The organism is Sneathiella sp. (assembly GCF_036960985.1).
GTDB lineage: Bacteria > Pseudomonadota > Alphaproteobacteria > Sneathiellales > Sneathiellaceae > Sneathiella.
Window position 1 is genome coordinate 44,247 of the sequence record NZ_JBALWD010000021.1, and the last position, 22,923, is coordinate 67,169.

Sequence of the window (22,923 nt, forward strand, 5' to 3'; positions counted from 1 at the left end):
TTCTAATCCAGCAAATGACAAGATGCCAGATGACCGTTACCACGATCAATGAGTGGTGGTTCTTCATGATGGCATTTGTCCATTGCAACGGGACATCTTCCCGCAAATCGGCATCCTTTTGGCAGGTTAATGGGGCTTGGTGGATCCCCCATAAGCCGAACGCGTTCTTCGCTACCGTCGCGTGCCCGCGCTTTCGGAACAGCAGAAAGCAAAGCTTTTGTGTAGGGGTGCTGTGGATTTTTAAAGAGGGATATTCGGTCTGCCTGTTCTACAATCTGCCCCAAATACATCACGGCTACATGATCACAAAGATGTTGCACAACACCGAGATCATGGCTGATAAATAGATACGTCAGGCCAAGATCTTCTTGCAGTTTGCGCATCAAATTGAGGATTTGCGCCTGCACAGCAACATCGAGCGCGGACACCGGCTCGTCACAGACAATCAGATCCGGTTTGGTGGACAAAGCTCTGGCCAAACCGACACGCTGTCGTTGGCCGCCTGAAAATTGATGTGGAAAGAGAGTTGTCAGTTCTGGCCGCAAGCCTACTTGAACAAACAAGTCACGGACCATTTGATCCCGCTCAGATTCTTCACCAATATCCATAAGATCAAGCGGCTCACGAACAATTTCGCCAACGCGCTGACGTGGGTCCAATGAAGAATACGGATCCTGAAAGATCATTTGAAAGCGCCGACGGGATATTCTGAGATCATCTTTTTCAAGAGAACTGATTTCCAAATCATCAAGCCGGATATTTCCTGCCGTTATTGGAACCAATCGTAATACTGCGAGCGCCGTCGTCGTTTTACCGGATCCGCTCTCACCAACAATCCCAAGTGTCTTTCCCTTCGGTACCGAAAAGCTGACGCCATCGACCGCATGAACAATCATGCTTTTCTTGAACAGTTTTTTTCCGCCAAAATGAACCTTAAGATCGCGAACTTCGAGAAGGGCTTCTGCGCTCATACCGCCACCACATATTTAACATTATAACAGGCAACTGAGTGTCCCTCAGCAACGGCTTCTATGAGAGGTTGCTGCTCCTCACATTCCGGCGTTTTATAAGCGCATCTGTCTGCAAAGGCGCACCCCTTACCCAAATCAATCAAGGATGGAACGACCCCCTTAATCTCGCTTAAATAAGGTCGTACTTCACTGGGATTGTCTTCAAGGTGCGGCACACAGGCAATCAGTCCGCGAGTGTACGGATGCTGCGGGTTGGTCAGAATTTCATTGGTAGGGCCGGATTCGATAATATGTCCAGCATACATAACCGCGACCCGATCCGCCAATTCTGCTATCGCACCCATATCATGGGTAATCATGATAATCGCCGTGCCGGTTTCTTTTTGCAGATCTTTAAGAAGGTCAAATATCTGAGCTTGAACCGTGACGTCCAGTGCGGTCGTCGGCTCATCTGCGATCAAAACCCGTGGATGGCACGATAAGGCCATGGCAATCATCACCCGCTGCCGCATGCCACCCGATAGTTCATGGGGATAAGAACTTGCCCGCATTTCAGGTTCCGGAATGCCAACTTTTGTCAACATCTCGACAGCCCGTTGCCAGGCCTCTGCCTTTGTGACGTCCTCATGGAGGAGAACACATTCCGCAATTTGATCACCGACATTAAATACCGGATTCAAAGATGTCATCGGTTCCTGAAAGATCATAGAAATTATGCCGCCACGGATTTCACGCATCCGTTTATTGGATGCCGTCGTAAGTTCTTCACCTTCCAGGGAGATCGACCCTCCGGTCACGTTACCAGGCGGGCTTGGAACCAACCCCATTACCGAAAGCGCCGTCATACTTTTACCGCAACCAGATTCACCGACGATACCGAGAATTTCGCCATTCAACAATTCAAGCGACACATGGTTAAGAACCCGCGCATTGCCGGCCCGCGTCTTAAAATCCACGACCAGATTTTTAATCGATAACATCGCAGCCATCAGCGTTCCCTCAATTTCGGATTAAAGGCATCATTCAGTCCATCACCAACCAGACTGAAACTGAGAACTGTCAGGAAAATCATAAATCCGGGGAATGTCACGGACCACCAGGCATCCAGAATATACTCACGACCCGCCCCGATCATCAGCCCCCAGCTGAAAACATTCGGATCGCCCAGGCCTAAGAAACTCAACCCGGCCTCAAACAGAATGGCGATACCAATAGTAAGAGTGGCGGATACGATCAGAGGTGCCAAGGCATTGGGCAGAATAACCCGCCACATGATGCGGCTATCTTTCGCACCCACGGATCGGGCAGCATTAACATATTCGAGACTGCGAATACGGAAGAATTCCGCTCGAGTCAAACGAGCCGTTGTTGGCCAGCTGACGATCCCTATGGCGAAGGACACCACGTATATTGTCGGCGAGAATAGAGTAACCAAAACCATGGCGAACAAAAGGGCGGGAAGTACCTGAAAAAATTCTGTAAGGCGCATAAGGGCTTCATCCACGGCACCGCGGTAGAAACCGGCAAAAGCTCCGACCAAAATTCCAATGGTAACTGTTATAAATCCGGCTGCCAGCCCGACAAACAAGGTAGCCGATCCTCCTTGAATAAGGCCTGCCAGCATGTCACGCCCAAGGTAATCGGTTCCCAAGGGAGCCACTTCGGTTTGGCCCGGAGCTGTCAATGGCGCCCAAACAATCTCAAAGGGGTCAACGGGATATAAAAATGGTCCCAAATAGGTGAATAGGACGACAATAATGAGTAGAAAAAACCCCAGCATGCCGGCCCAGCTTTGCCGGAAAGCACGAAGGGCCTCGCGTACCGGGCTTTGTGCTTGAACGATATCGGGTGCATCGACTGCGGCCACATTAACCTCCCGATCGGATACGTGGATCGACAAGTCGATACACAAAATCCGTCACTAGATTCGCCAATATCACAAGAACTGACGAGAAAAACAAAATTCCCAATACTGTGGGATAATCGCGCGCTAGAATTGAATCAAACGCCAAGGTACCGAGACCCGGCCAGCTAAACACTGTTTCAACCAATACGGCGCCGGAAATAATACTTCCAAACTGCAAACCAGCGATAGTGACAACCGGTAAAATAGCGTTGCGAAGCGCGTGATGACCATAAACCTTGGTTTCCGCTACACCTTTTGCCCGAGCTGTCCGGATATAATCGGAGCTCAGAATTTCCAACATACTGGCACGGGTAAGCCGCGCATATTGGGCGAGATAGACAATGCCAAGGGTCAATGCAGGAAGAACCAGATGATGGGCTACATCCAAGATATAGCCAAAAAACCCGGTATCCTTTGTGATATCGAACATATTGGATATGGGGAAAATCGGATACACCCAGGCAAACAGGATGACCAGCATGAGGCCTGTCCAGAAAATCGGCGCGGAATAACCAATCACCGATACCAGTGTGACCAATCCACTAACAATGCCTTTCGGCTTGTGTGATGCCAGAACACCGAGCATGGTGCCAACAAAAATTGCGAAGAGCAGCGCCGTCGTCACCAATAATATGGTGGCGCCGGCTCGTCCCAAAACAAGATCAAGGACAGGAGCATTATAGAAAAACGACTGCCCCAAATCTCCCTGCAAGGCGCGCCCCAGATAGACCCCAAGTTGGACATAAATTGGTTTATCCAAGCCATAGGTCTTACGGATATCCGCCATCATTTCCTCTGTGGCGCCCCCCATTTCACCGGCGATTACGTCAGCGGGATCTCCGGGAGCCGCATGAATCAAAAGGAAATTAAGGACAAGGACTGCAAGGATTAGAAGAAATGCGTGTAATAGCCGGCGAGCAACCATCATGACCATATTCATGATAGAATTACCCGCCGATTATATAAGTGAACTGACGTCATCTTATTTCAAGAAAACTTCATCCATCGGTGCCATGGCGCCCCAAATTGTCATCGGAGGGTTGCCAACTTTTTTGCTGTAGGCTGTGTGATAAGGCAGGACATTGAGGTAAGCGATCGGTGCTTCGTCAACAATAATTTCCTGAGCTTGGTTATACAGCGCAATCCGTTTGGCTTGATCCAACTCGGATCCAGCTTGCAGCAGCAGAGCATCGACTTCTTCGTTACAATAACTCTGTGTATTTGACCAGATCACACCTTTTTTGATGTTGTCGCAAAGATAAGTACGGTGAACACCAATAACCGGATCGCCCCAGTTAAAGACGATGTCCATGCTCATATCAAAATCATGACCACTTACCCTTTTCGCCCATGTTGGAAAATCCGGGGATGCCCGCAAATCAACGGCGATACCGGCCTTTTTAAGCTGAGGCTTTAGATATTCCGCCACACCTTTTTGCAATTCCGAACCATTAGGAATGTAATCAACGGTCAGTTTAAAGCGCATGCCATCCGCATCGCGCGGGAAACCAGCTTCATCTAGCAGGGCATTGGCTTTATCCAGATCAAGATCATACTTTTGCGCATTTGCCGCATAAAATGGGCTGCCTGGGACAATTGGTCCAGTAGCCGCTTTTGACTGTCCACCAAGTAACGCATTGACGACAAAGTTACGATCGATTGCATATGCGATCGCCTGACGTACGCGTTTATCTTTCAAATATTCGTTCTTCGTATTAAATTCCAGCCAATTAAGCGGTCCAACAGCTTCGTAGCCTCTATCCGTAACAATCACATTGTCACTTTTCTTCAGCCGCGCGATATCTTTCGATGTCCCGAGGAACGGATACATAGTGACTTCACCTTTATCGGTAGCGAGCGCCAAACTTGTTGGATCCTTGTAGTTCTTGATAATAATCTTATCGAGATATGGGCGGCCTTCAATAAAGTAATCCGGGTTCTTTTCCAGGATAATATATTCACCAGGCTTGAATTCAGAGAATTTGAAAGGACCAGAACCGACAGGCGCGCTATTGGCAGGATGAGTTTTTGCATCCTGCCCATCGCCGTAAACATGCTTTGGTATAATCGGTAGTAAGGCACTCGACATTGCTAAGAAAGCTGCCGGATGCGGTTTGTCGAAATTGATCACCGCAGTATTCGCATCAGGTGTATCAACGCCGGTCACAGGCGCGAACATGGATTTAAAGGGATGGTTGTCTTTCACCGTTTGAAGTGAAAAAGCCACATCTTCCGATGTAACGGGTTTTCCATCATGGAATCTGGCATTTTTACGCAAATTCAGAGTAATGCTCTTGCCATCATCGGAAACGGACCAGCTTTCCGCCAGATACGGTTGTGGTTGCCAGTTTTCGTCAAATCGTAATGGTGTCGCGAAAATTTGCGTTCCCGGAACCGCTGTCGCAATACCGGACTGGACGGCTGGATTAAGATGCCGCGCCTTCTGTGTTGTGCCGATAACGAGTGTTCCGCCACTTTTGCCTTCTTCGGCCTGGGTTAGCGTTGCGCCACCAGCCGTTGCTATCATGGCTACCGCAGCCGCGATAATTCCAAACTTCTTCATCCCTGCCTCCTGTTACATTCTATTTTTTTGTCTTTCATTTTGTAAACTTACGCTAAATCAACGGCTATCATTCGTAAAATATATTTTTACGCTTTTATTAAAACATTTATTAGAGGATTGGTCCGTTTTTACCTTCAGGTAAAGTTGCCATATTGAAGGCTCCGCTTTCGCGAAGCCGGATACAGGTTTCAATGACCACCTGATCCACACTGCTTAAATAGGCATCCGTGCGATGCAGAATGCCGTACTCCACAGCCTGGTACCCTGACGTCATGGGAATACGGACAATATCGCCGACCGTGTATTGCTGTTTTTGCAAGGGTCGCAGATTAAAAACAGAAAACCCCATACCTGCAGCCACCATGCTGCGGACCATTTCCGATGTCTGAGAAGAATAGGCGACTTTTGGCGTTAAATTATCTTGGCTAAACAAGCCAAACATGTATTCCCGAGTTTGATCCAAATCCAAGAGAACCATGGGGTCATTGCTCACATCTTTCAGTGATAGTGAACTTTGATTAGCTAACGGATGATCGTGCGGCAGAACAATATGCGGGGGCGCTGTAAAAAGCGAAATAAATGAAATGCTGGCGTCCAGGTTGGTATTTGCGCCAATAACCAGATCAATCTCGTTATCAATTACCTGACGCATATTTTTTACTGTATCGCCTTCTGTGAGATGAATGGAGATACCCGGATGATTATCCGCAACAGATTTTGTTATAAGCGGCAATAAAATAGGTGCCGCTGGTGTAAAACACCCCAGTCGGATAGCGCCGTTAATAGCTTTCGCCTGTTCGTCGACAGCTTCTTCAAAAGTAACATGAGCTTTCAAGAGTTGGCGGGCATTGGACAAAAAGCCATGACCGAACTGCGTAATAGATATGCCCTTTGACGGTAGCCGAGAGAATATTTTTTTCTGACTCTGCTCTTCAATCGCATCGATGGCGGATGAAATGGAAGAAGGGGAGATATTCAACGATTTTGCTGCACCGGTTATGGATTTCTGACGCGCAGCGACATCTATATATTTCAATTGCTTCAGCGTATACCGCATCCATTCCTCTATTTTTTGTAAGAATACCCGCAGAATAAACTATTTTTCAGAGGTTAATGCGCCACCTAAACTCTGTCCAACTAAAAAACGTCAAAAAGGAAGATCACGTTGTCGACAGTCATCGTATTCAAAGCGAAAAAAATCATCACCATGAATCCGGCAAACCCAGTTGCCACATATGTTGCGGTACGCGAAGGCAAAGTACTCGCTGCTGGAACTGAAGAGGATATTGCCGGTTGGGGCGATTATACCTTGGATGAAACATTTGCGGATAAAGTGTTGATGCCTGGCTTTATTGAAGGGCACTGCCATTTAATGGCAGGTGGAATCTGGCAATTCATCTATCTTGGATATCAGGATCGCATCGACCCCGATGGGAAGCATTGGCCGGGTGTGAAAACCCTGGAGGATGTATTGGCGCGGCTAAAGGAAGCCGAAGCAAAACTTGATCCTGAAGAACCACTAATTGCTTGGGGCTTTGATCCTATTTTCCTCATGGATCGCCGGCTCGATAAAAACGACCTGAATTCTGTAAGCACCAATCGTTCTATTGCGGTTGTTCATTCAAACTTTCATTTGATGACGGTAAATTCCACCGCTTTGAAACTCGCCAATTATGTGGCAGATATGGGTGTCGACGGGATTGCCCTTGGGGATGACGGCACGCCAAATGGCGAGCTGCAGGAAATGGCCGCAATGTTCCCGATTATGCGGCGGCTAAATATCAATCTTCGCGAACTTGGTCGGGCACCAAACAGCATCAATGATTTCGGTAAAGTTTGTAATCGCGTCGGAGTGACGACCGCCGCTGATTTAATCAACGATCTCCCCGATGAAGATGTCGCAGTAATGACAGATATTACGTCTACTAAAGACTATCCTATTCGCTTACTTTCCATGCTCAATGGATTGGCCCAATCAGCTGATGAAACGCGCATACGGGCGCTCGAATTAGCAACGAAAAGTACAGATAAACTGCGTTTGGGTGGCGTCAAGATTGTCACCGACGGATCTATTCAGGGCTTTACTGCCCGGGTCCGTTGGCCGGGCCATTACAACGGTGCTCCAAACGGCATATGGAATATCGTCCCTGATCAATTGAACGAACTCGTCTCCATTCTAAATGATGCGGGCGTACAAATGCATATTCATACCAATGGCGATGAAGCCATAGAAGCCGCATTGGACGCCCTTGAGATTGCAAAAGTAAAGAATAACAGGCCGGACTTACGGCATGTATTACAACATTGCCAAATGGCGGACAGAGCCCAGTTTCGTAAAATGAACAGGCTTGGCGTCTGCGCCAATCTCTTTGCCAATCATCTATATTATTTTGGTGACAAACATTATGAGCTGACCATGGGCCCGGAACGAGCCCTGCGCATGGATGCTTGTCAGTCAGCCATCGACTTTAATGTCACTTTCACCATACATTCGGACGCGCCGGTGACCCCAATGGGACCACTCTTCACCGCTTGGTGCGCTGTAAACAGATTGACGGAAAGTGGCAGAGTTCTCGGTGAGTATGAAAAAATCACCGTCGAAGAATCTCTAGAAGCCATCACCCTCGGCGCTGCCAGCACTTTGCAGATGGATCACGAAGTTGGGTCAATTGAAATTGGCAAATGGGCTGACTTTGCTGTCCTCGAAGATGATCCTCTTACCATTGGCGCGGAAAAGCTCAAAGATGTCCGCGTATGGGGTACCGTACTTTCCGGGGACATTTTCAAGACACCATGACGACACGGGAGACACCGCTGCCTTTAACCGTTCTTTCAGGCTTTCTGGGAGCAGGCAAAACAACATTGGTCAATCACCTTCTACGGCACGCCAATGGTCAGAAAATACTTGTTCTGGTCAATGATTTTGGCAATCTTCCGATAGATAGAGATCTGATTGAGGCCGAAAACGGAAACTTACTGACATTGGCAAACGGGTGTGCCTGTTGCAGCATGGGAGGTGATCTGTTTGAAGCCTTTGTCACTGCACTGGAATTCGATCCTGCGCCGGACCAACTATTGATTGAAGCCAGCGGCGTCGCGGAACCGGCCCGTATTGCCAATTACGCCAAAGCGGAGCCGGATTTGCGGCTGAACGCTATTGTAACTGTCGTCGACGGAGAAAATTTTCTTTCTTCGGATCGAGATCATCGTGTGGAGCATGTGGTCCAAGAACAGATATCAAGCGCGCATCTTCTGCTCCTCAATAAGTGTGACAGGATAAACGACACTCGAAAGCAGAACGTTCTTAAGCAGTTGAAGCAACTCAACCCCTCTACCTCTGTCATTGAGATGGTCAAAGGACAAGTTCCCACAAACCTCGTTTTTGACATAGTCCCCATATCCAAATCCTCACAAGAAGTAATAACCAATCCGCACGATCATGGTGACATTTTTGAAAGCTGGTCCTTTCAGACCGACCAGGCTTTTCGACCAGCCGACTTACGTAAAATCCTCGAAGACCTGCCTCCATCAGTCCTGAGATTTAAGGGGATATTTCAGGCAAAGCCTACCTTCGAGCCTTGGACAGCACATAAAGTAGGATCACATATCGAAATTTCTCGCCATACGGGGTCCGCTTTATTGCCGCAACGAACTGAATTTGTTGCCATTGGCGCCAAGGGCGCGGACATATTGACATCACTTAATAAATCGTTCTCCGACGGGGCAACTTGAAGCAATTTCCGTCAGACAACTCGTTTTGCCTTCTTCTTGGAAGTAAGTAAAAATACTTTATTGAGAAAAACGCCATAACTTACCGGCATAAGTCGCTGCAACCGATCAAGAAGCCGGGCGTCACTTCCGATGAGAATCCGGCGTTTGTTCTTAACAACGCCGTCAAGAATAACTTCGGCAGCTTGCTCCGGTGTTGTTCGTGCGAGTGCGTCAAAGGTATTTGAAAATTCCTCAGCCGTCTGCTTTCCCGAAAAAGACCGCTTAAATCGTGCATTTTTGGCAATGTCTGTTAAAATTCCACCCGGATGAACGCAAGAAACGCCAACGCCTTTGCCACGAACTTCTTGCCCTAACGCCTCTGTAAAGCCGCGCACCGCAAATTTGCTGGCATTATAAGCACTTTGTCCCGGAACCGTTACCAGTCCGAAGAGACTTGAAATATTTATAAGATGTCCTTGGCGGCGACCTAAAAGATGCGGCAGGAAAGCTTTGCTGCCATGCACAACTCCCCAAAAATTAATATTCATAACCCAATGAAAGTCATCATATGTCATGGAATTAACGTTATCGACGACGGTGACACCGGCATTGTTGAACACCAAGTCAATACCGCCAAATTCTATAATGGTTGCTTCAGCCCAGTTCTCAACAGCTTCACGATTGCTGACATCTAGTTTGCTTGTTACATATCTGATATGTTGATTTTCGATCAATGTCGCTGTTTCTGCTAAGCCCTCTTCAGAAATATCGCTCAAGGCAAGGTTGCATCCATCGCTCGCCAGCTTGCGAGCCAAAGCGCGGCCAATACCCGAACCTGCACCTGTAATGGCTGCTGTTTTTCCTGCAAAATCCATAAATTATCCCTATTGCTTGATGGCTTTATTCCGCGCTGTTTCTTTTTGATTATCAATAAGTTTATTTTGCCGTTTGAAAAACTCTGACATGTTTTCGATCATGACCTGCACCTGCGAAAAGACGCCCGAGAGGGTAATAAAACCATGATATAGATCCTCATATTCCTGAAAGTAAACTTTGGCTCCTAAACCACTCAGAATATCTGAGATTTTTTTGCCGTCATCCCGCAAGGGATCAAATCCGCAAGTTAAAATCCATGTAGGAGGCATCCTGCCTTCTTGAGCAGAATCAAGAATAGCAAAGCGCGGGTCATCGAAGTTCGCTCCTTTAGGAAGGAAATGTTCCATAAACCATTCCAAAAGATCTCTATTCAGGACAATCTTTTCATCACCAAGCAATTGGCGGGAGTGAGACTCTTCTGCTGTAAAGATAGGCGGGTAAATCAATCCCATTGCCAATGGGACATGTCCTGCATTTGATTTCGATGCATCCGCCGCGACAAGCATCGCCAAAAAAGCGCCCGCGCTATCCCCAGCAACAGATACTTTCGCAGGATCTATATGAAGTAAATCGGCGTTTTGCTGTATCCATTCCCAACTTTGAAGAGCGTCTTCAAACGCTGCCGGAAATTTGTGCTCCGGCGCCAATCGATATTCCAGTGACAGAACATCAAATCTAGACTGCCGCGCGAGTTTTCTGCAGAATTTCTCGTAACCATCCAAACTACCTATTACAAACCCGCCGCCATGAAAAAAGAGTATACACGGGCGTCTCGCTGTGGATGTCTCATCAGAATAATGACGTATTTTAAGTTTACGGCTGCCCACAGGTATTTCGATATCCTTTACACTGGCAATCTCAACGGTCTTTCCATCAAAAAGCTCTACTGATTTATCAAAGCCTCTACGAACCAACTGGGGAGTCCAATGCTTTTTGGAGACGGTTAAACTATCCTGAAACTCAATCATGGCCTGAGCGCGCGGGTTCAACACTCGCCCATCCACGGTCAAAATCCGATCACCAATTTTTCGTCGCCAGTAGTCATCACTTGCATGCTGCAGCTTATGTCTCGTTGAGAAGAAGGTTGCATAAGCCGCAGCCATTTTCAGAACCTTGAACATTTTCCCATACCTTTAACATTTATTGTTCTCAATAATTCACAATCAATCAGGACATCGCTTTTAATATGATATTGAAATCCGCTTTGTTAAGCTGGCGTTTCTCACTTTTGAATCGACGCGCCGTATGTGGATAAAGTGTTCCAATACGTCCAGTTTCATCCTTATACCAGCTTTTACAATCGGTCGCCCAGACTGTTTGTTGAAGATCTTTCTGCATCGTATGATCGTAAGATATCGTTGCCTCATCCGTAGGTTCAATCAGTTTGGTGCGACCGGCTTCCTTTATACATTTCATAATAAATTTAATTTGCATTTCTATCATGAACACAACGGAAGTTGACCCGACACCTGTATTAGGTCCCGTCACAAAATAGGTGTTTGGAAAGCCCGGAACCATAGCACCATGATACGCAGAAGCCTCGTTCGCCCAGAGTTTTCGTAAGGAATGGCCATCGCGGCCAATCAGATCAATGGACGTCATTTGCTTTTGCAGATCAAATCCAGTGGTCAAGACAATTGCGTCCGCCTCATGATGTATGCCAGCTTCATCCACCACCGTTTTTCGAGTAATTTCTTGAATGCCCTCTGTGACCACTGACACGTTGTCACGGGTAAGGGCCGGGTAGAAATCATCGGAAATTAAGATGCGCTTACAACCAAGCTCATAGCTCGGTGTCAATTTTTCCTGTAGTTCGGGATCTTTGATCACCGTTTTCATATTGTCGTCAATAAATCGCACCGCGCGTGAACGCATCCAGGATTTTCGTTTGAACAAAGGTGCCCGCAACAAATCAAACCGCCAAAAAATCTTCCAGCGAAGCATTTTAAGGCGCAAGGAAGACCGGCGAAACGCATCTTTCTCGGCTTGAGTATAGGCCCGGTCCATTCGCAGCGATATATAGTTTGGGGTTCTTTGAAACATAATGACGTTTTCGGCTATTTCTGCCAATTTCGGAACGGCCTGAATGGCGCTCGCAGCACTTCCGATGACCACAATTTTTTTGTCTTTCAAATCGACATCATGACGCCATTGTGCGGTATGAAAAACCGGACCCTTAAAACCTTTCAATCCTGTGAATTCCGGAACGGACGGAATATTGAGACCTCCGGAACCAATGACAAGATGGCAAGCGCTATATTCACGGCCGTCAGGAAGGCGAACCGACCATAATTGATTTTGGTGGTTAAAGACAACTTGCTCAGTGCCGCTATCAAACTTGATATAGGGCGTCACGCCGAAATCATCAGCACATTTTTTAATATATGCCTGTATCTCCGGTTGCGGGGAGTATACGCGGGACCAATCTGGATTGGGAGCAAAAGAAAAACAGTAAAAATGGGACGGAACGTCACAGGCCGCACCAGGGTAGGAGTTCTTATGCCAAGTGCCGCCAATTTCCGTTTCTTTTTCCAGAATGACAAACTCAGTAATTCCGGCCTCAAGCAATTTCACGCCCATACACACGCCGGAAAACCCGGCCCCGATAATCAAAACATCCAATATTGTTGCATCGGATACGGGTCGCGCGTCGCCGGAGGTCTTCATTGAACCACTTCTTTGTTTTCTAAAGCCTTTTGCGCCGCCGCATCGAACGCAGTCACCAATTTTGAAAACAAATACTAGCGGAACATAAATTTAAGTCAAAGGTATTAAAAATTTCACTTTCCCGAGAAATTTACAGCTTTAGATCAATCAGTGACTGTGGGCCCAAGAAGCAAATTTTCGGCTGTTTTCAGGAGTTCTTTCATCATACCATCACCTTCCCAAAGAGGTGTTTCAGGCCCGGTCACGGATTTCGCACGTTCCCGTGCGGCCAGCGCATTATAAACATAATGTTGCATAAGATAAATTCGACGCTTCATGGTTGCGTCTTCGAGATGAGACATCATTTCCTTTAAATGAGCGAGGCAACGAAAATAGCCAATATCCCCGGAATTTGCGACTGTTTTTTGGACGAATTCAGCGTCTGTTTGGAACGTCTGTAGAAATAGCCTAACATTACTATTTGAGCGCGGGTCATTGTTCGACAAGACAGAACTGGTGACAAAAATTTCCAATACTTCATAAACGCTATTCGGTCCACCCTTTGCTTCGGTGGCGTCCATCAGCCTGACCCGTTCAGCATCAATGACTTCGGCAGCATCAAGCAAAAGAACGCGCGCCAGATCTTCTTTTGTCCGAAAATAGTAATGCAGGGAGGCCATATTCTTCTGTCCTGCGGCCGCAACTATTTCGCGAACGCTTACACCGTCCATTCCTTTTTCAGCAAATAACTTTTGAGCAGCTACTTTTATTTTATTTTGTGTCAGAGTTTTCGCCATTTGTCTCTACTTCTACAATCCCGTTACATTTTTTACGCGAGAATTTTAGCCATTCTTTGCCAAGAAGCAACTTTGGAAGCAAACGTTATCAACGAAACTAGCAAATAGGTGAGCAACCTAGCAAATAGTATTATTTAAAGTAGAATTACACCTACATTTTTAATGTAGATAAATTTTCATCATGCATTCGACGAGTCAATACATATCTTCCACAAAAAACATACGTTAATAAATATAGCAGCATCACGAACGGAATATAAACAAAGCTCACATCAATCATCGTCGACAGTGTCAGTGGTTGACCGCCCGTATTTGCCGTGCTGAGAAATATACCGGATGCAAAAATTCCCAATCCGGAAACAATTTTTTTCGAAAAAGAGATCGCCGCAAAATATAGCCCCTCGATACGGTGTCCTGTCGCCCGTTCCGTATCTTCAACCAAATCAGCTGTCATTGATCCAAAAACGGTTTGTAATGCCACAAGAAACCCTGTGGACACCAGTATATGAATCAACAATATAGGCAGCAATAGTGGATCACCGTTTTCCGGTAGCCAGTCGAGTAATTTTAAAATCAAAGCAATATTTGTAATCACAAGGCAGCCAAGGGCCAAAAAGCGAACGACACTGCGTTTCTCGTAGCCGCGGGCCAATCTCGGAGTCAACCAGAGGGCAATCAATGCTGCCAGAATCATGAAGAGTGGGAAGAACGCGATTTGATTGTTATCCAGTCCAAACAGAAATGTCGCGAAATAAATCTGTAAAGTGATAATGACGCCAAACGCCATCATTGAAAAAAGCGAAGCAATAAACAATGCACGAAATGATGGATTTGCAAATACAACTTTCAAATTACGCCGAAATGTTGGTTTACTCCCGCCCTCGTTTTCCGTTGGTTGCGGCAAAAGAGGGATTAATTTGTGCGTTCCAAGTGCTGAAATCAGCATTGTCGCAACCATAACTATGGCTGCAAGCATGCCAAAGGATTGATAGCCTTGGGCGTTCAAAACACCGGTTTCAATAGTATCAGTTGGTACCAAAAAGAAAACATAAGCGAAAATCGCCATAACTACACCACCAAGCCAGCCCATGGTATTTCGTAGGCTCATTAAAGCGGTTCGATCATCATAGCCGCGGCTAAGTTCAGCCAACATAGCGGCATTGGGAATTTCATAAAAGGTGATAAAGAGCCGAACGGCAACGGCAATCAAGGTAAGAAACACGAACAGTTCAGATGCCGACAACTCTGTTGGTGGATTCCATAGGTAAAAATAGCTGAGTAAAATTGGGATAATAGCAGCATACATAAACGGATGGCGACGCCCTAACCGTGACCGCCAATTATCAGATAAATGTCCAACAAATGGATCGGAAAACGCGTCAACCGCTAACGCAATTAAAATTGCCAACCCGGTGTAAAACGGAGACAACCCCAAAACCTGATTATAGTAAATCATCAGAAACGTTGTGAAGCCGTTATCCTTCACACCGTAAGCTACCGCGCCGAGCCCATAAAAAAACTTAGTAACCACCCCTAGTTTAAATTCCGCCATGCATCACGCCCTTGAACAGGTTTGAAAACGGGTTCCCACAAGTGCCCAGCTCTGGTCAGGTTGACAATTCTTCGGTCAGCCCTTTTGCTCAACTGCGGTATTGCAGGAATTTGGCTATTTCTTCTAAATTGACAGTTACTTTACTTTCTTGCATCGAACTTAAATAATTGGCTTACTATACCACACATAATTACTGCATCGATAGTCACGCGTAACATCGAGAACAATAAGACCGTATAAGGTCAATCTGACAGGGAGAATTTAAATGACATTAGAAATAATTGGGTTTCCAAGATCGAATTTTGTCCGAACAGTCCGCATGGCAGCCCGCGAAAAAGGCATCGCCTATGACTATATTGAAGCCCTTCCTCATTCAGATGAAGTGAAAGCCATTCACCCACTCGGCCAGATACCCGTCATGCGGCACGATGGTCTTGAGCTTGCTGAATCACAAGCCATAGCAAGATATTTAGACACCGCCTTCGATGGGCCAAAACTATTTCCTGAAGATCCGAAAAAAGGTGCAATTATCAACCAGTGGGTCTCCATGACAGCAACCAGTATAGACCAACTTCTCATTCGAAAATATACGGTTCAATACCTGTTCAATAAAGATCCGGATGGCAATGTTATTCGGGATGAAATTGACAGAAGCGTAAAACGTTTCCCCAAAATATTCGGCTTGCTGAATTCTGCGGTTGAGGATGGTTTTTTTGGAAGTAACAGTTTTTCCATGGCTGATTGCTTTTTGATGCCAATGATTGCCAGTGCCAGAAATTTCCCTGAGGCCAAAGATTACCTTGAAGAAAATAAGGTATTAGCCAGTTATTTCGATCGCCTATCCGAACGGCCTTGCTTTGCTGAAACAGCGAGCTGAAAGCCATGACGGCACAGATTATCGATACAGGTACCCAGCAGCTTCTTTGCGAAATAGAAGATCGCGTCGCAACCATCACGCTCAATAGGCCCGACGCCCGGAATGCCTTGTCCGACGAATTGACACCCGCTTTGCGTCAAATGATAAAGGAATGTGGATCTTCGGATAAAGTCGGCGCTCTTCTAATCACAGGAACAGGAACTGCGTTTTGCGCCGGTGGCGACGTTAAAGGCATGGGCGGACAGAGTACGAAATCGGAAATGACACGGGAAGAAAAGGTAGAGCGGCTCAAAGTTCGGCAACGCACTTTAACTGGCGCACTCAGGGCTGTACGCAAACCAACCATCGCTGCGTTGCCAGGCCCCGCAGCCGGCGCTGGTCTTTCCATCGCCCTTGCCTGCGATATTCGCTTTGCCTCAGATTCGGCTTTTGTTAGTACCGGATATGCGCGCGTTGGCTTAAGTGGAGATTATGGTATTGCATGGTTGTTGACACAATTGATCGGAACCGCGAAAGCCCGAGAACTATTATATTCAGCAGCCAAAATTGACGCTGAAGAATGCTTGCGCCTTGGTCTCGTCAATCAACTTTTCCCCGATGATACCTTAATGCCTGAAAGCAGAAAATATTGCACAACGTTGGCAAACGGACCTGCGGTCACACTTCAATACATGAAAGACAATTTGGACGATGCGGTTAATATGGATTTTCTTACCTGCCTCGATTCAGAAGCGGAACGGTTAGTTGAAACGGCTCAAACCGAGGATCACAAAGAAGCGGTACGGGCTTTTATTGAAAAACGGACCCCAAATTTCAAAGGCCGGTAGAAAAAACACGGCGGAGTTTGTTACACACATTATCAAATTGGCCCTGTTTTCTCCTGTTTACTCCCGTGTTTGTAAATGTGAGTATGTACGAAAATAAATATCAAAATTTCTTGGAGAGATTATGAAACCGGCAATTTTTGGATATTTTGCGTTCACTTTGGGAATAATGGGAGTATTTTTGAGCCCTACCCCCGCCCTTTCCCAGTCTGCGACAAGTGAAACCACGCCGCCAGCTGTTCTTGTCGCGAAAGTCAGAGCAGAAGAGATTGGTGAGCAATTCTCTTATTTCGGTCGTGTTGAAGCCAGGGAGCGAGTGCAAATTAGAGCTCGCATCGAAGGTTATCTTGGCCCTCTCGCCTTTGAACAAGGTTCCTTTGTTCAGAAAGGTGATCCGCTTTTCGAAATTGAGAAAGAAATTTATGAAGCAGATGTTGCGCTAGCCAAGGCCAATCTCGCCAATGCCAGAGCTGTTGCAAAGCTGGCGAAGGTTGATTTGGAACGATCCAAAGAACTCCGTGGACGCAACGTCGTTTCGCAGGCGCAGCTCGATGAAAATGCGGCAAAATATGATGAGGCCCTTGCCGATGTTGACGCCAACAAAGCAAATCTAAATCTTGCTGAAATTAATCTAGGATATACGGAAATTAAAGCCCCGATCTCCGGAAGAATAGGGAAAGCCGCCGAAACAGAAGGATCGCTTGTTGGCCCATCCGGTGACCCACTCGCCTTGCTTGTCTCGCAAGATCCTATGCAGGTCGCCTGGCCTGTACCAGACCGACATTTCACCCATCTTACATCTGAAGGAAAAGGCGCCGATAGCGTCGTCGTCAAGCTTCGCCTCGCTGATGATACAGTATATAGTTTACCCGGAAAAATCGTTTATGCAGAGCCGAGTGCCAACAGCGCCACCAACACAGTTACCGTGCGTGCCGAATTCGAAAACCCGAAATTCCGACTGGTTGACCAAATGCTGGTCACCGTCCTAATCGAGAAAAAACAGAAAGACGAACGGCTTGTTATGCCGCAAGACGCCCTCTTGCTGGATCAGCAAGGACCTTATGTTTATGCCGTTGATGAAAAGGATATAGTAGAAATTCGACGGATAAAAACCGGTGAGCAACGAGGCCTGAACCTTATTATCGATGAAGGTTTGAAAGCTGGAGACCGAGTGATTGTTAGTGGCCTTCAAAAGGTGCGTAAAGGCATGCAGGTCACGCCGAAGCTTGCAGATAGCGCCGAGGGCAACTGATGCTTTTCGACTTTTTTATCCGTCGACCAAAATTTGCCATCGTTATTTCGCTTGTCATCACGTTGGCGGGCTTACTTTCCATGACAGTCATCCCTGTTTCCCAATATCCGGAGATCACCCCACCGACTATTCAGGTCTCGGCAAACTATCCTGGCGCCAGTGCGGAAGTTGTTGCCGCATCCGTTGGACAACCGATTGAAAGCGCCATCAATGGTGTGGAAGACATGATTTATATGAACTCGGTGTCTGGTGCCGATGGTTCGTATTTGCTGACGGTGTCTTTTGCTGTCGGCGCTGATGCCGATTTCGCGGCGGTCAATACACAGAACCGCGTCAGTCAGGCCCTATCAGATCTGCCCGCCGCGGTCCAAGAGACCGGCATAACCGTACAAAAACAATCAAGTTCCGTTCTTCAAATTTTTGGGTTCTTTTCTCCAGATGACAGCTTGGGCCAAATTTTCGTAAGTAACTACATCACAATCAATATTCTAGACGAAATAAAACGTATTCCGGGCGTTGGCAGCGCTGAAATTATTGGCGCGTCCGACTATTCCATGCGGATCTGGGTCGATCATCCGGCAATGTTGGCAAATCTTGGGTTATCCAATCAGGATATTATCACCGCCATTCAAAATCAGAATGTCCAGGCACCTTCCGGGCGTATTGGCGCCTCTCCTATCTCTGATGACCAGAGTCTCCAGCTTACCGTGCGCACGGAAGGCCGGCTTTCAACAGTCGAGGAATTTCAAAATATTATTCTCCGGGCTCAGGAAGATGGATCAATTGTTCGCATCGGCGATGTGGCAAAAATCGAATTGAGCGCTGAATCCTTTGAGCAAAAACTTAACCTTGGAAAAGCCCCGGCTGCCGGTTTGGCTATTTATTTAGCGCCAGGCGCCAATGCCGTTTTTACAGCGAGATCTGTCTCAGAAAAAATTGCTGAGCTATCCAAACGCTTCCCATCGGGCCTGACCTATCACAAGTTCGTCGATAGCGCAGAGTTTGTCGATGATATGATCAATAAAGTCATTGAGACCTTGCTCGAAGCCTTCGTTCTTGTCGCCCTTGTGGTATTCGTATTTCTAGGTCGTATTCGCGCGACGCTGATTCCGCTTATCGCCGTACCCGTCGCGATTATTGGGTCTATCGCCATCATTTACTTCCTCGGCTACACCGCGAACATCATTTCGTTGCTCGCCCTGGTCCTCGCCATTGGCATTGTTGTTGATGACGCCATTATCGTTGTCGAGAATGTGGAACGGGTTATGGAAGAGGAGCCCGATTTAACACCGGCGCAAGCAGCCCATAAGGCAATGACGGAAATCTCCGGATCAATCATTGCCATCACTTTCGTCCTCCTCGCCGTCTTTATACCGGTTGCGGTCTTACCGGGTTCTTCTGGTGTTTTGTTCAGACAATTTGCCATTGCCATCTCCGCCGCTATGGTTATTTCTGCATTGAATGCGCTGACCTTGTCACCCGCACTCTGCGCGTTGTTCTTAAGGCCGGGAAAACCGATCATTTTTATGCGCCCTGTCACCAAGTTTATCAACAGGATCGGTGATGGCTATTCCTATGTTGTCCGGAGGCTTGTCCGGGTCGCCGCTATATCTATTGTCATCGCAATTGGGATCGGCGGTGTGGCTGGATTTGGTATGCTCTCCACACCCGCTGGCTTCGTGCCCGAGGAAGACAAAGGGTACGTGATGATTGTCTTCCAACTTCCTGCTGGTGCCTCTTTGAACCGGACCGTCGCCGTGGGCAAGGAAATGTCCAAATTACTGCAAGGAGACCCCGCTGTACTGATGACCGGGCGTATAGCAGGAATGGACTTGTTCAGTAATACAGCATCATCGAATGCAGGCGTTATGTTCTTGAATCTCAAACCTTACGCCGAACGTAAGACAAAAGAGTTATGGGCGCCCGCTGTTCTTGAGCGCGCCATGGAAAAACTGGCGCCCGTTGCGGACGCCGTTTTTATTCCGCTTAACCCCCCAACGATTGACGGGCTTGGGAATGCCGGCGGTTTTAATTACGTGCTTGAAGCTATTGAAGGCCAAAGCGCCAGTGATATGTCCGCTGTTCTTCGGTCGATCGTGGTTCAGGCAAATCAGTCATCTGATATCACCGCCGCTTTCTCGACTTTTGAAGCAGATACACCGCAGGTTCAACTGGATATAGATCGAGACAAAGCAAAAGCGTTGGGAGTCAAAATTTCGGATATCTTTACGGCGTTGCAAAGCCAGCTCGGCGGTTATTATGTGAACGACTTCAATCTTTTCGGGCGTACATGGACCGTTTATGTACAGGGATCTCAAGAATTCCGCTCCAGAATAGATGATATATATTCCATACAGGTTCGGAACGCCGATCAACAGATGGTGCCAATCTCCAGTTTTGCAACAGCAAGTTTGACGAGCGGCCCGCATCAGATTACGCGTTATAACAACTATCGTGCTGCCTCTATAAACGGTACGCCTGCTGCAACCAGCGGGCTTGGTGCGGCCATGCAGGTCATGGACGGCATTTCTGAAGCGAGCTTGCCTGACGGCTACACCTATGAATGGACAGGCCTTGCCCTGCAACAGGTTGAGGCCGCCGGTAAGGTTCCTTTGGTCATTGGCTTGGCTTTTGTCTTCGCCTATTTGTTCTTGGTCGCCTTATATGAAAGCTGGAGTATTCCGCTAGCTATCCTATCTTCCGTTGTTGTCGCCGTCTTGGGTGCCATTACCGGTATCAAAATAGCCGGTTTAAGTTTCGACTTATATACCCAGATTGGAATCGTCGTACTTATCGCGCTAGCGGCCAAAAATGCCATTCTTGTTAACACTTTTGCCCTCGAACAACGTAATATGGGGCATCCGCTCATTGAGTCAGCGGTCATGGGCGCGCGCCTTCGCTTTCGCCCTGTTATGATGACGAGTTTCGCCTTTATCATGGGTCTTGTTCCCCTGGTTATTGCCACTGGCGCAGGCTCTGGTGCCATGGTTGCATTGGGGGTTCCTGTTTTCTCAGGTATGTTGGCTGCGTCAACTGTTGGCATGCTACTCATCCCCATGTTATATGTCTCCTTCCAATGGCTTCGGGAAAAAACCGGCTGGAAGCCAATTTCTGAAGGCTAATATTAACCTGTTTTCTTTGATGTAGATCAACACGAGGAGTGTGCCGTGAGCACAGATGATCAGGGCTTGTCGACGGCTTCTTCCGAAAAGCCGTCCATCGATATGGAAAAAGATCTCGTTTGTGGCATGCAGGTCACACCCGTAGCATCGACACCTTCCGCAGATCATGACAACAAGACACATCATTTCTGCTCACAAAAATGCGCCGATAAATTTATCCAGGATCCCGTTTTTTACCTAAGCGGCGGACCAGCACGGCGCAACACATCCCCGGTTCAAGGTGCTGAGTATACCTGCCCTATGCATCCGGAGATCGTTCAGGATATTCCTGGTGATTGCCCGAAATGCGGAATGGCGCTTGAAATCATGGGCGTGCCGGACGGGACAGAAGAACCTAATCCAGAACTCGCGGATTTTACGCGGCGGCTGTGGGTGAGTGCCTTTATGGCAATCCCCCTGCTCATCTTGACCATGGGCCCCATGGTTGGATTACCGATCCGGGAATGGTTGGGAGAGCGTGTTTCGATCTGGTGTGAACTTGCTTTGTCAACGCCAGTAGTTCTCTGGGCTGCCCTTCCATTTTTCAAGCGAGGCTGGTCTTCCATTATCAATAGAAGCCCAAATATGTGGACCTTGATCATGCTCGGCGTTGGCGCGGCCTACGGGTATAGCCTTGTTGCCACGCTATTCCCGGGATCTTTTCCACCATCTTTCCAGACTAGCGCAAATGTCGTTCCAGTTTATTTCGAAGCTGCCGCCGTCATCATTGCGCTCGTTTTTCTAGGACAAATACTGGAATTACGGGCCCGTGAACGCACGGGGTCCGCGATTAAGGCTCTCTTGGATCTCGCACCAAAAACAGCCCGACGTGTCGACCCGGACGGCTCGGAGCAGGATGTCCCTATCGAGAATATTCTGTCCGGTGATAAACTACGTGTACGGCCCGGCGACAGTATTCCTGTCGATGGCTCTGTATTGGAGGGTCGTTCGTCTGTAGACGAAAGCATGATCAGCGGCGAACCTGTCCCTGTAGAAAAAAACGAAGGGGATGTCCTGACAGGCGGAACGCTCAACGGCAATGGCTCAATAATAATGATAGCCGAACATGTTGGTGCCGACACGATGTTGTCAAAAATCGTTGGGATGGTTGCGTCTGCGCAGCGCTCGCGGGCTCCCATTCAGGGCCTAGTGGATAAAGTCGCCAGCTGGTTTGTCCCAATTGTGGTCCTGATCGCATTGTTAGCCTTTGTTGTTTGGGCTGTGTTTGGCCCTTCTCCAGCGATGATACATGCTATTGTCGCCGCTGTTTCCGTGCTTATCATTGCTTGCCCCTGCGCTCTTGGCCTGGCAACGCCTATGTCGATTATGACGGCGACGGGTCGCGGTGCGCTTGCCGGCGTTCTAATCCGCGATGCCGAGGCCATGGAACGCTTCGCGCAAGTCGATGTTCTTGTCGTAGATAAGACCGGTACCCTCACGGAAGGCAAGCCAAAGCTCACCGATGTGATCGGCATGGCGACGGTGACAGAATCCGATTTGCTTACCGCCGCGGCCTCGCTTGAAAAAGGCTCGGAGCATCCTCTTGCCGAAGCCATCATCAACGGCGCCATCGCCCGAAAAGCGACAACGGTGAACCCGAAAAATTTTGAGGCGATTACCGGCAAAGGTGTCCGCGGTGACATCGGTGGAATCGTCGTCGCTCTTGGTAATAAAGCTATGATGGTCGAGCAAAATATCGATATATCTGCCTTGGAAAAACAAAGTGTGGCACTGCAACAGGACGGGAAAACCATAATGTTCGTTTCCATGGGAAATAGGTTTGCCGG

Annotated in this window: 18 protein-coding genes; 7 read left to right on the plus strand and 11 right to left on the minus strand. The window is 47.7% G+C overall.

The annotated features are described in order from the left end of the window. Window positions 1–2: 2 nt before the first annotated feature. The 6 genes from V7723_RS12815 to V7723_RS12840 form a co-directional block, all read right to left on the minus strand. On the minus strand, window positions 3–971 hold the full coding sequence (locus V7723_RS12815) for an ABC transporter ATP-binding protein (RefSeq protein WP_335684873.1): 969 nt from the start codon (window positions 969–971) through the stop codon (window positions 3–5). Continuing rightward, complete coding sequence (locus V7723_RS12820; protein ID WP_335684874.1) at window positions 968–1,960, minus strand: ABC transporter ATP-binding protein; 993 nt, start codon at window positions 1,958–1,960, stop codon at window positions 968–970. The genes V7723_RS12815 and V7723_RS12820 overlap by 4 nt, the downstream gene beginning before the upstream one ends. Then, window positions 1,960–2,838, minus strand: a complete 879-nt coding sequence (locus tag V7723_RS12825) for an ABC transporter permease (protein WP_335684875.1) — start codon at window positions 2,836–2,838, stop codon at window positions 1,960–1,962. The genes V7723_RS12820 and V7723_RS12825 overlap by 1 nt, the downstream gene beginning before the upstream one ends. A gap of 1 nt (window position 2,839) precedes the next feature. Beyond that, a complete protein-coding gene (locus tag V7723_RS12830) occupies window positions 2,840–3,817 on the minus strand; it encodes an ABC transporter permease (RefSeq protein ID WP_335684876.1) in 978 nt (325 codons plus the stop codon). A gap of 42 nt (window positions 3,818–3,859) precedes the next feature. Further along, a complete protein-coding gene (locus V7723_RS12835) occupies window positions 3,860–5,440 on the minus strand; it encodes an ABC transporter substrate-binding protein (protein ID WP_335684877.1) in 1,581 nt (526 codons plus the stop codon). 109 nt (window positions 5,441–5,549) lie between these two features. Continuing rightward, the gene (locus V7723_RS12840; protein ID WP_335684878.1) at window positions 5,550–6,497 is read right to left on the minus strand and encodes a LysR substrate-binding domain-containing protein; all 948 of its coding nucleotides are present in this window, start codon (window positions 6,495–6,497) and stop codon (window positions 5,550–5,552) included. Between the two features lie 150 nt (window positions 6,498–6,647). Between V7723_RS12840 and V7723_RS12845 the strand changes: the two genes are divergently transcribed. Together V7723_RS12845 and V7723_RS12850 are read left to right on the plus strand one after the other, a co-directional pair. After that, a complete protein-coding gene (locus tag V7723_RS12845) occupies window positions 6,648–8,237 on the plus strand; it encodes an amidohydrolase (protein ID WP_443024225.1) in 1,590 nt (529 codons plus the stop codon). Continuing rightward, entirely contained in the window at window positions 8,195–9,172 is a 978-nt protein-coding gene (locus V7723_RS12850; protein ID WP_335684880.1) for a CobW family GTP-binding protein, read from the plus strand. The genes V7723_RS12845 and V7723_RS12850 overlap by 43 nt, the downstream gene beginning before the upstream one ends. A gap of 11 nt (window positions 9,173–9,183) precedes the next feature. Here V7723_RS12850 and V7723_RS12855 read toward each other — a convergent pair whose 3' ends face one another. The 5 genes from V7723_RS12855 to V7723_RS12875 all read right to left on the minus strand — a co-directional run bounded on the left by V7723_RS12855 (window position 9,184) and on the right by V7723_RS12875 (window position 15,022). Further along, window positions 9,184–10,026, minus strand: a complete 843-nt coding sequence (locus tag V7723_RS12855) for an SDR family NAD(P)-dependent oxidoreductase (RefSeq protein WP_335684881.1) — start codon at window positions 10,024–10,026, stop codon at window positions 9,184–9,186. A gap of 9 nt (window positions 10,027–10,035) precedes the next feature. Beyond that, on the minus strand, window positions 10,036–11,148 hold the full coding sequence (locus V7723_RS12860; protein ID WP_335684882.1) for an alpha/beta hydrolase: 1,113 nt from the start codon (window positions 11,146–11,148) through the stop codon (window positions 10,036–10,038). 46 nt (window positions 11,149–11,194) lie between these two features. After that, the gene (locus tag V7723_RS12865; RefSeq protein ID WP_335684883.1) at window positions 11,195–12,694 is read right to left on the minus strand and encodes a flavin-containing monooxygenase; all 1,500 of its coding nucleotides are present in this window, start codon (window positions 12,692–12,694) and stop codon (window positions 11,195–11,197) included. Window positions 12,695–12,837: 143 nt separating this feature from the next. After that, the gene (locus V7723_RS12870) at window positions 12,838–13,470 is read right to left on the minus strand and encodes a TetR/AcrR family transcriptional regulator (RefSeq protein ID WP_335684884.1); all 633 of its coding nucleotides are present in this window, start codon (window positions 13,468–13,470) and stop codon (window positions 12,838–12,840) included. A gap of 151 nt (window positions 13,471–13,621) precedes the next feature. After that, window positions 13,622–15,022 carry an MFS transporter gene (locus tag V7723_RS12875; protein WP_335684885.1) on the minus strand — a complete coding sequence of 467 codons (1,401 nt, stop codon included), beginning with the start codon at window positions 15,020–15,022 and terminating at the stop codon, window positions 13,622–13,624. 265 nt (window positions 15,023–15,287) lie between these two features. Here V7723_RS12875 and V7723_RS12880 point away from each other — a divergent pair, with 265 nt between their 5' ends. The 5 genes from V7723_RS12880 to V7723_RS12900 form a co-directional block, all read left to right on the plus strand. Further along, window positions 15,288–15,899 carry a glutathione S-transferase family protein gene (locus V7723_RS12880; protein WP_335684886.1) on the plus strand — a complete coding sequence of 204 codons (612 nt, stop codon included), beginning with the start codon at window positions 15,288–15,290 and terminating at the stop codon, window positions 15,897–15,899. Between the two features lie 5 nt (window positions 15,900–15,904). Further along, window positions 15,905–16,726: an enoyl-CoA hydratase gene (locus V7723_RS12885; protein WP_335684887.1), complete on the plus strand. Its 822-nt coding sequence runs from the start codon at window positions 15,905–15,907 to the stop codon at window positions 16,724–16,726. A 121-nt stretch (window positions 16,727–16,847) separates the two neighbouring features. Further along, on the plus strand, window positions 16,848–17,975 hold the full coding sequence (locus V7723_RS12890) for an efflux RND transporter periplasmic adaptor subunit (protein ID WP_335684888.1): 1,128 nt from the start codon (window positions 16,848–16,850) through the stop codon (window positions 17,973–17,975). Then, window positions 17,975–21,097, plus strand: a complete 3,123-nt coding sequence (locus V7723_RS12895; RefSeq protein WP_335684889.1) for an efflux RND transporter permease subunit — start codon at window positions 17,975–17,977, stop codon at window positions 21,095–21,097. The genes V7723_RS12890 and V7723_RS12895 overlap by 1 nt, the downstream gene beginning before the upstream one ends. A 102-nt stretch (window positions 21,098–21,199) precedes the next feature. Further along, window positions 21,200–22,923, plus strand: a 1,724-nt coding sequence (locus tag V7723_RS12900) for a heavy metal translocating P-type ATPase (protein WP_443024226.1), incomplete at its 3' end; no start/stop codon positions are given.

What these genes read in the sequence shown, in the direction of transcription:
- V7723_RS12815 (WP_335684873.1), bottom strand. Translation starts at nt 971, where the DNA reads ATGAGCGCAGAAGCCCTTCTCGAAGTTCGCGATCTTAAGGTTCATTTT.
- V7723_RS12820 (WP_335684874.1), bottom strand. Translation starts at nt 1,960, where the DNA reads ATGGCTGCGATGTTATCGATTAAAAATCTGGTCGTGGATTTTAAGACG.
- V7723_RS12830 (WP_335684876.1), bottom strand. Translation starts at nt 3,817, where the DNA reads ATGAATATGGTCATGATGGTTGCTCGCCGGCTATTACACGCATTTCTT.
- V7723_RS12835 (WP_335684877.1), bottom strand. Translation starts at nt 5,440, where the DNA reads ATGAAGAAGTTTGGAATTATCGCGGCTGCGGTAGCCATGATAGCAACG.
- V7723_RS12840 (WP_335684878.1), bottom strand. Translation starts at nt 6,497, where the DNA reads ATGCGGTATACGCTGAAGCAATTGAAATATATAGATGTCGCTGCGCGT.
- V7723_RS12845 (WP_443024225.1), top strand. Translation starts at nt 6,648, where the DNA reads ATGAATCCGGCAAACCCAGTTGCCACATATGTTGCGGTACGCGAAGGC.
- V7723_RS12850 (WP_335684880.1), top strand. Translation starts at nt 8,195, where the DNA reads ATGGGGTACCGTACTTTCCGGGGACATTTTCAAGACACCATGACGACA.
- V7723_RS12855 (WP_335684881.1), bottom strand. Translation starts at nt 10,026, where the DNA reads ATGGATTTTGCAGGAAAAACAGCAGCCATTACAGGTGCAGGTTCGGGT.
- V7723_RS12860 (WP_335684882.1), bottom strand. Translation starts at nt 11,148, where the DNA reads ATGTTCAAGGTTCTGAAAATGGCTGCGGCTTATGCAACCTTCTTCTCA.
- V7723_RS12865 (WP_335684883.1), bottom strand. Translation starts at nt 12,694, where the DNA reads ATGAAGACCTCCGGCGACGCGCGACCCGTATCCGATGCAACAATATTG.
- V7723_RS12870 (WP_335684884.1), bottom strand. Translation starts at nt 13,470, where the DNA reads ATGGCGAAAACTCTGACACAAAATAAAATAAAAGTAGCTGCTCAAAAG.
- V7723_RS12875 (WP_335684885.1), bottom strand. Translation starts at nt 15,022, where the DNA reads ATGGCGGAATTTAAACTAGGGGTGGTTACTAAGTTTTTTTATGGGCTC.
- V7723_RS12880 (WP_335684886.1), top strand. Translation starts at nt 15,288, where the DNA reads ATGACATTAGAAATAATTGGGTTTCCAAGATCGAATTTTGTCCGAACA.
- V7723_RS12885 (WP_335684887.1), top strand. Translation starts at nt 15,905, where the DNA reads ATGACGGCACAGATTATCGATACAGGTACCCAGCAGCTTCTTTGCGAA.
- V7723_RS12890 (WP_335684888.1), top strand. Translation starts at nt 16,848, where the DNA reads ATGAAACCGGCAATTTTTGGATATTTTGCGTTCACTTTGGGAATAATG.
- V7723_RS12895 (WP_335684889.1), top strand. Translation starts at nt 17,975, where the DNA reads ATGCTTTTCGACTTTTTTATCCGTCGACCAAAATTTGCCATCGTTATT.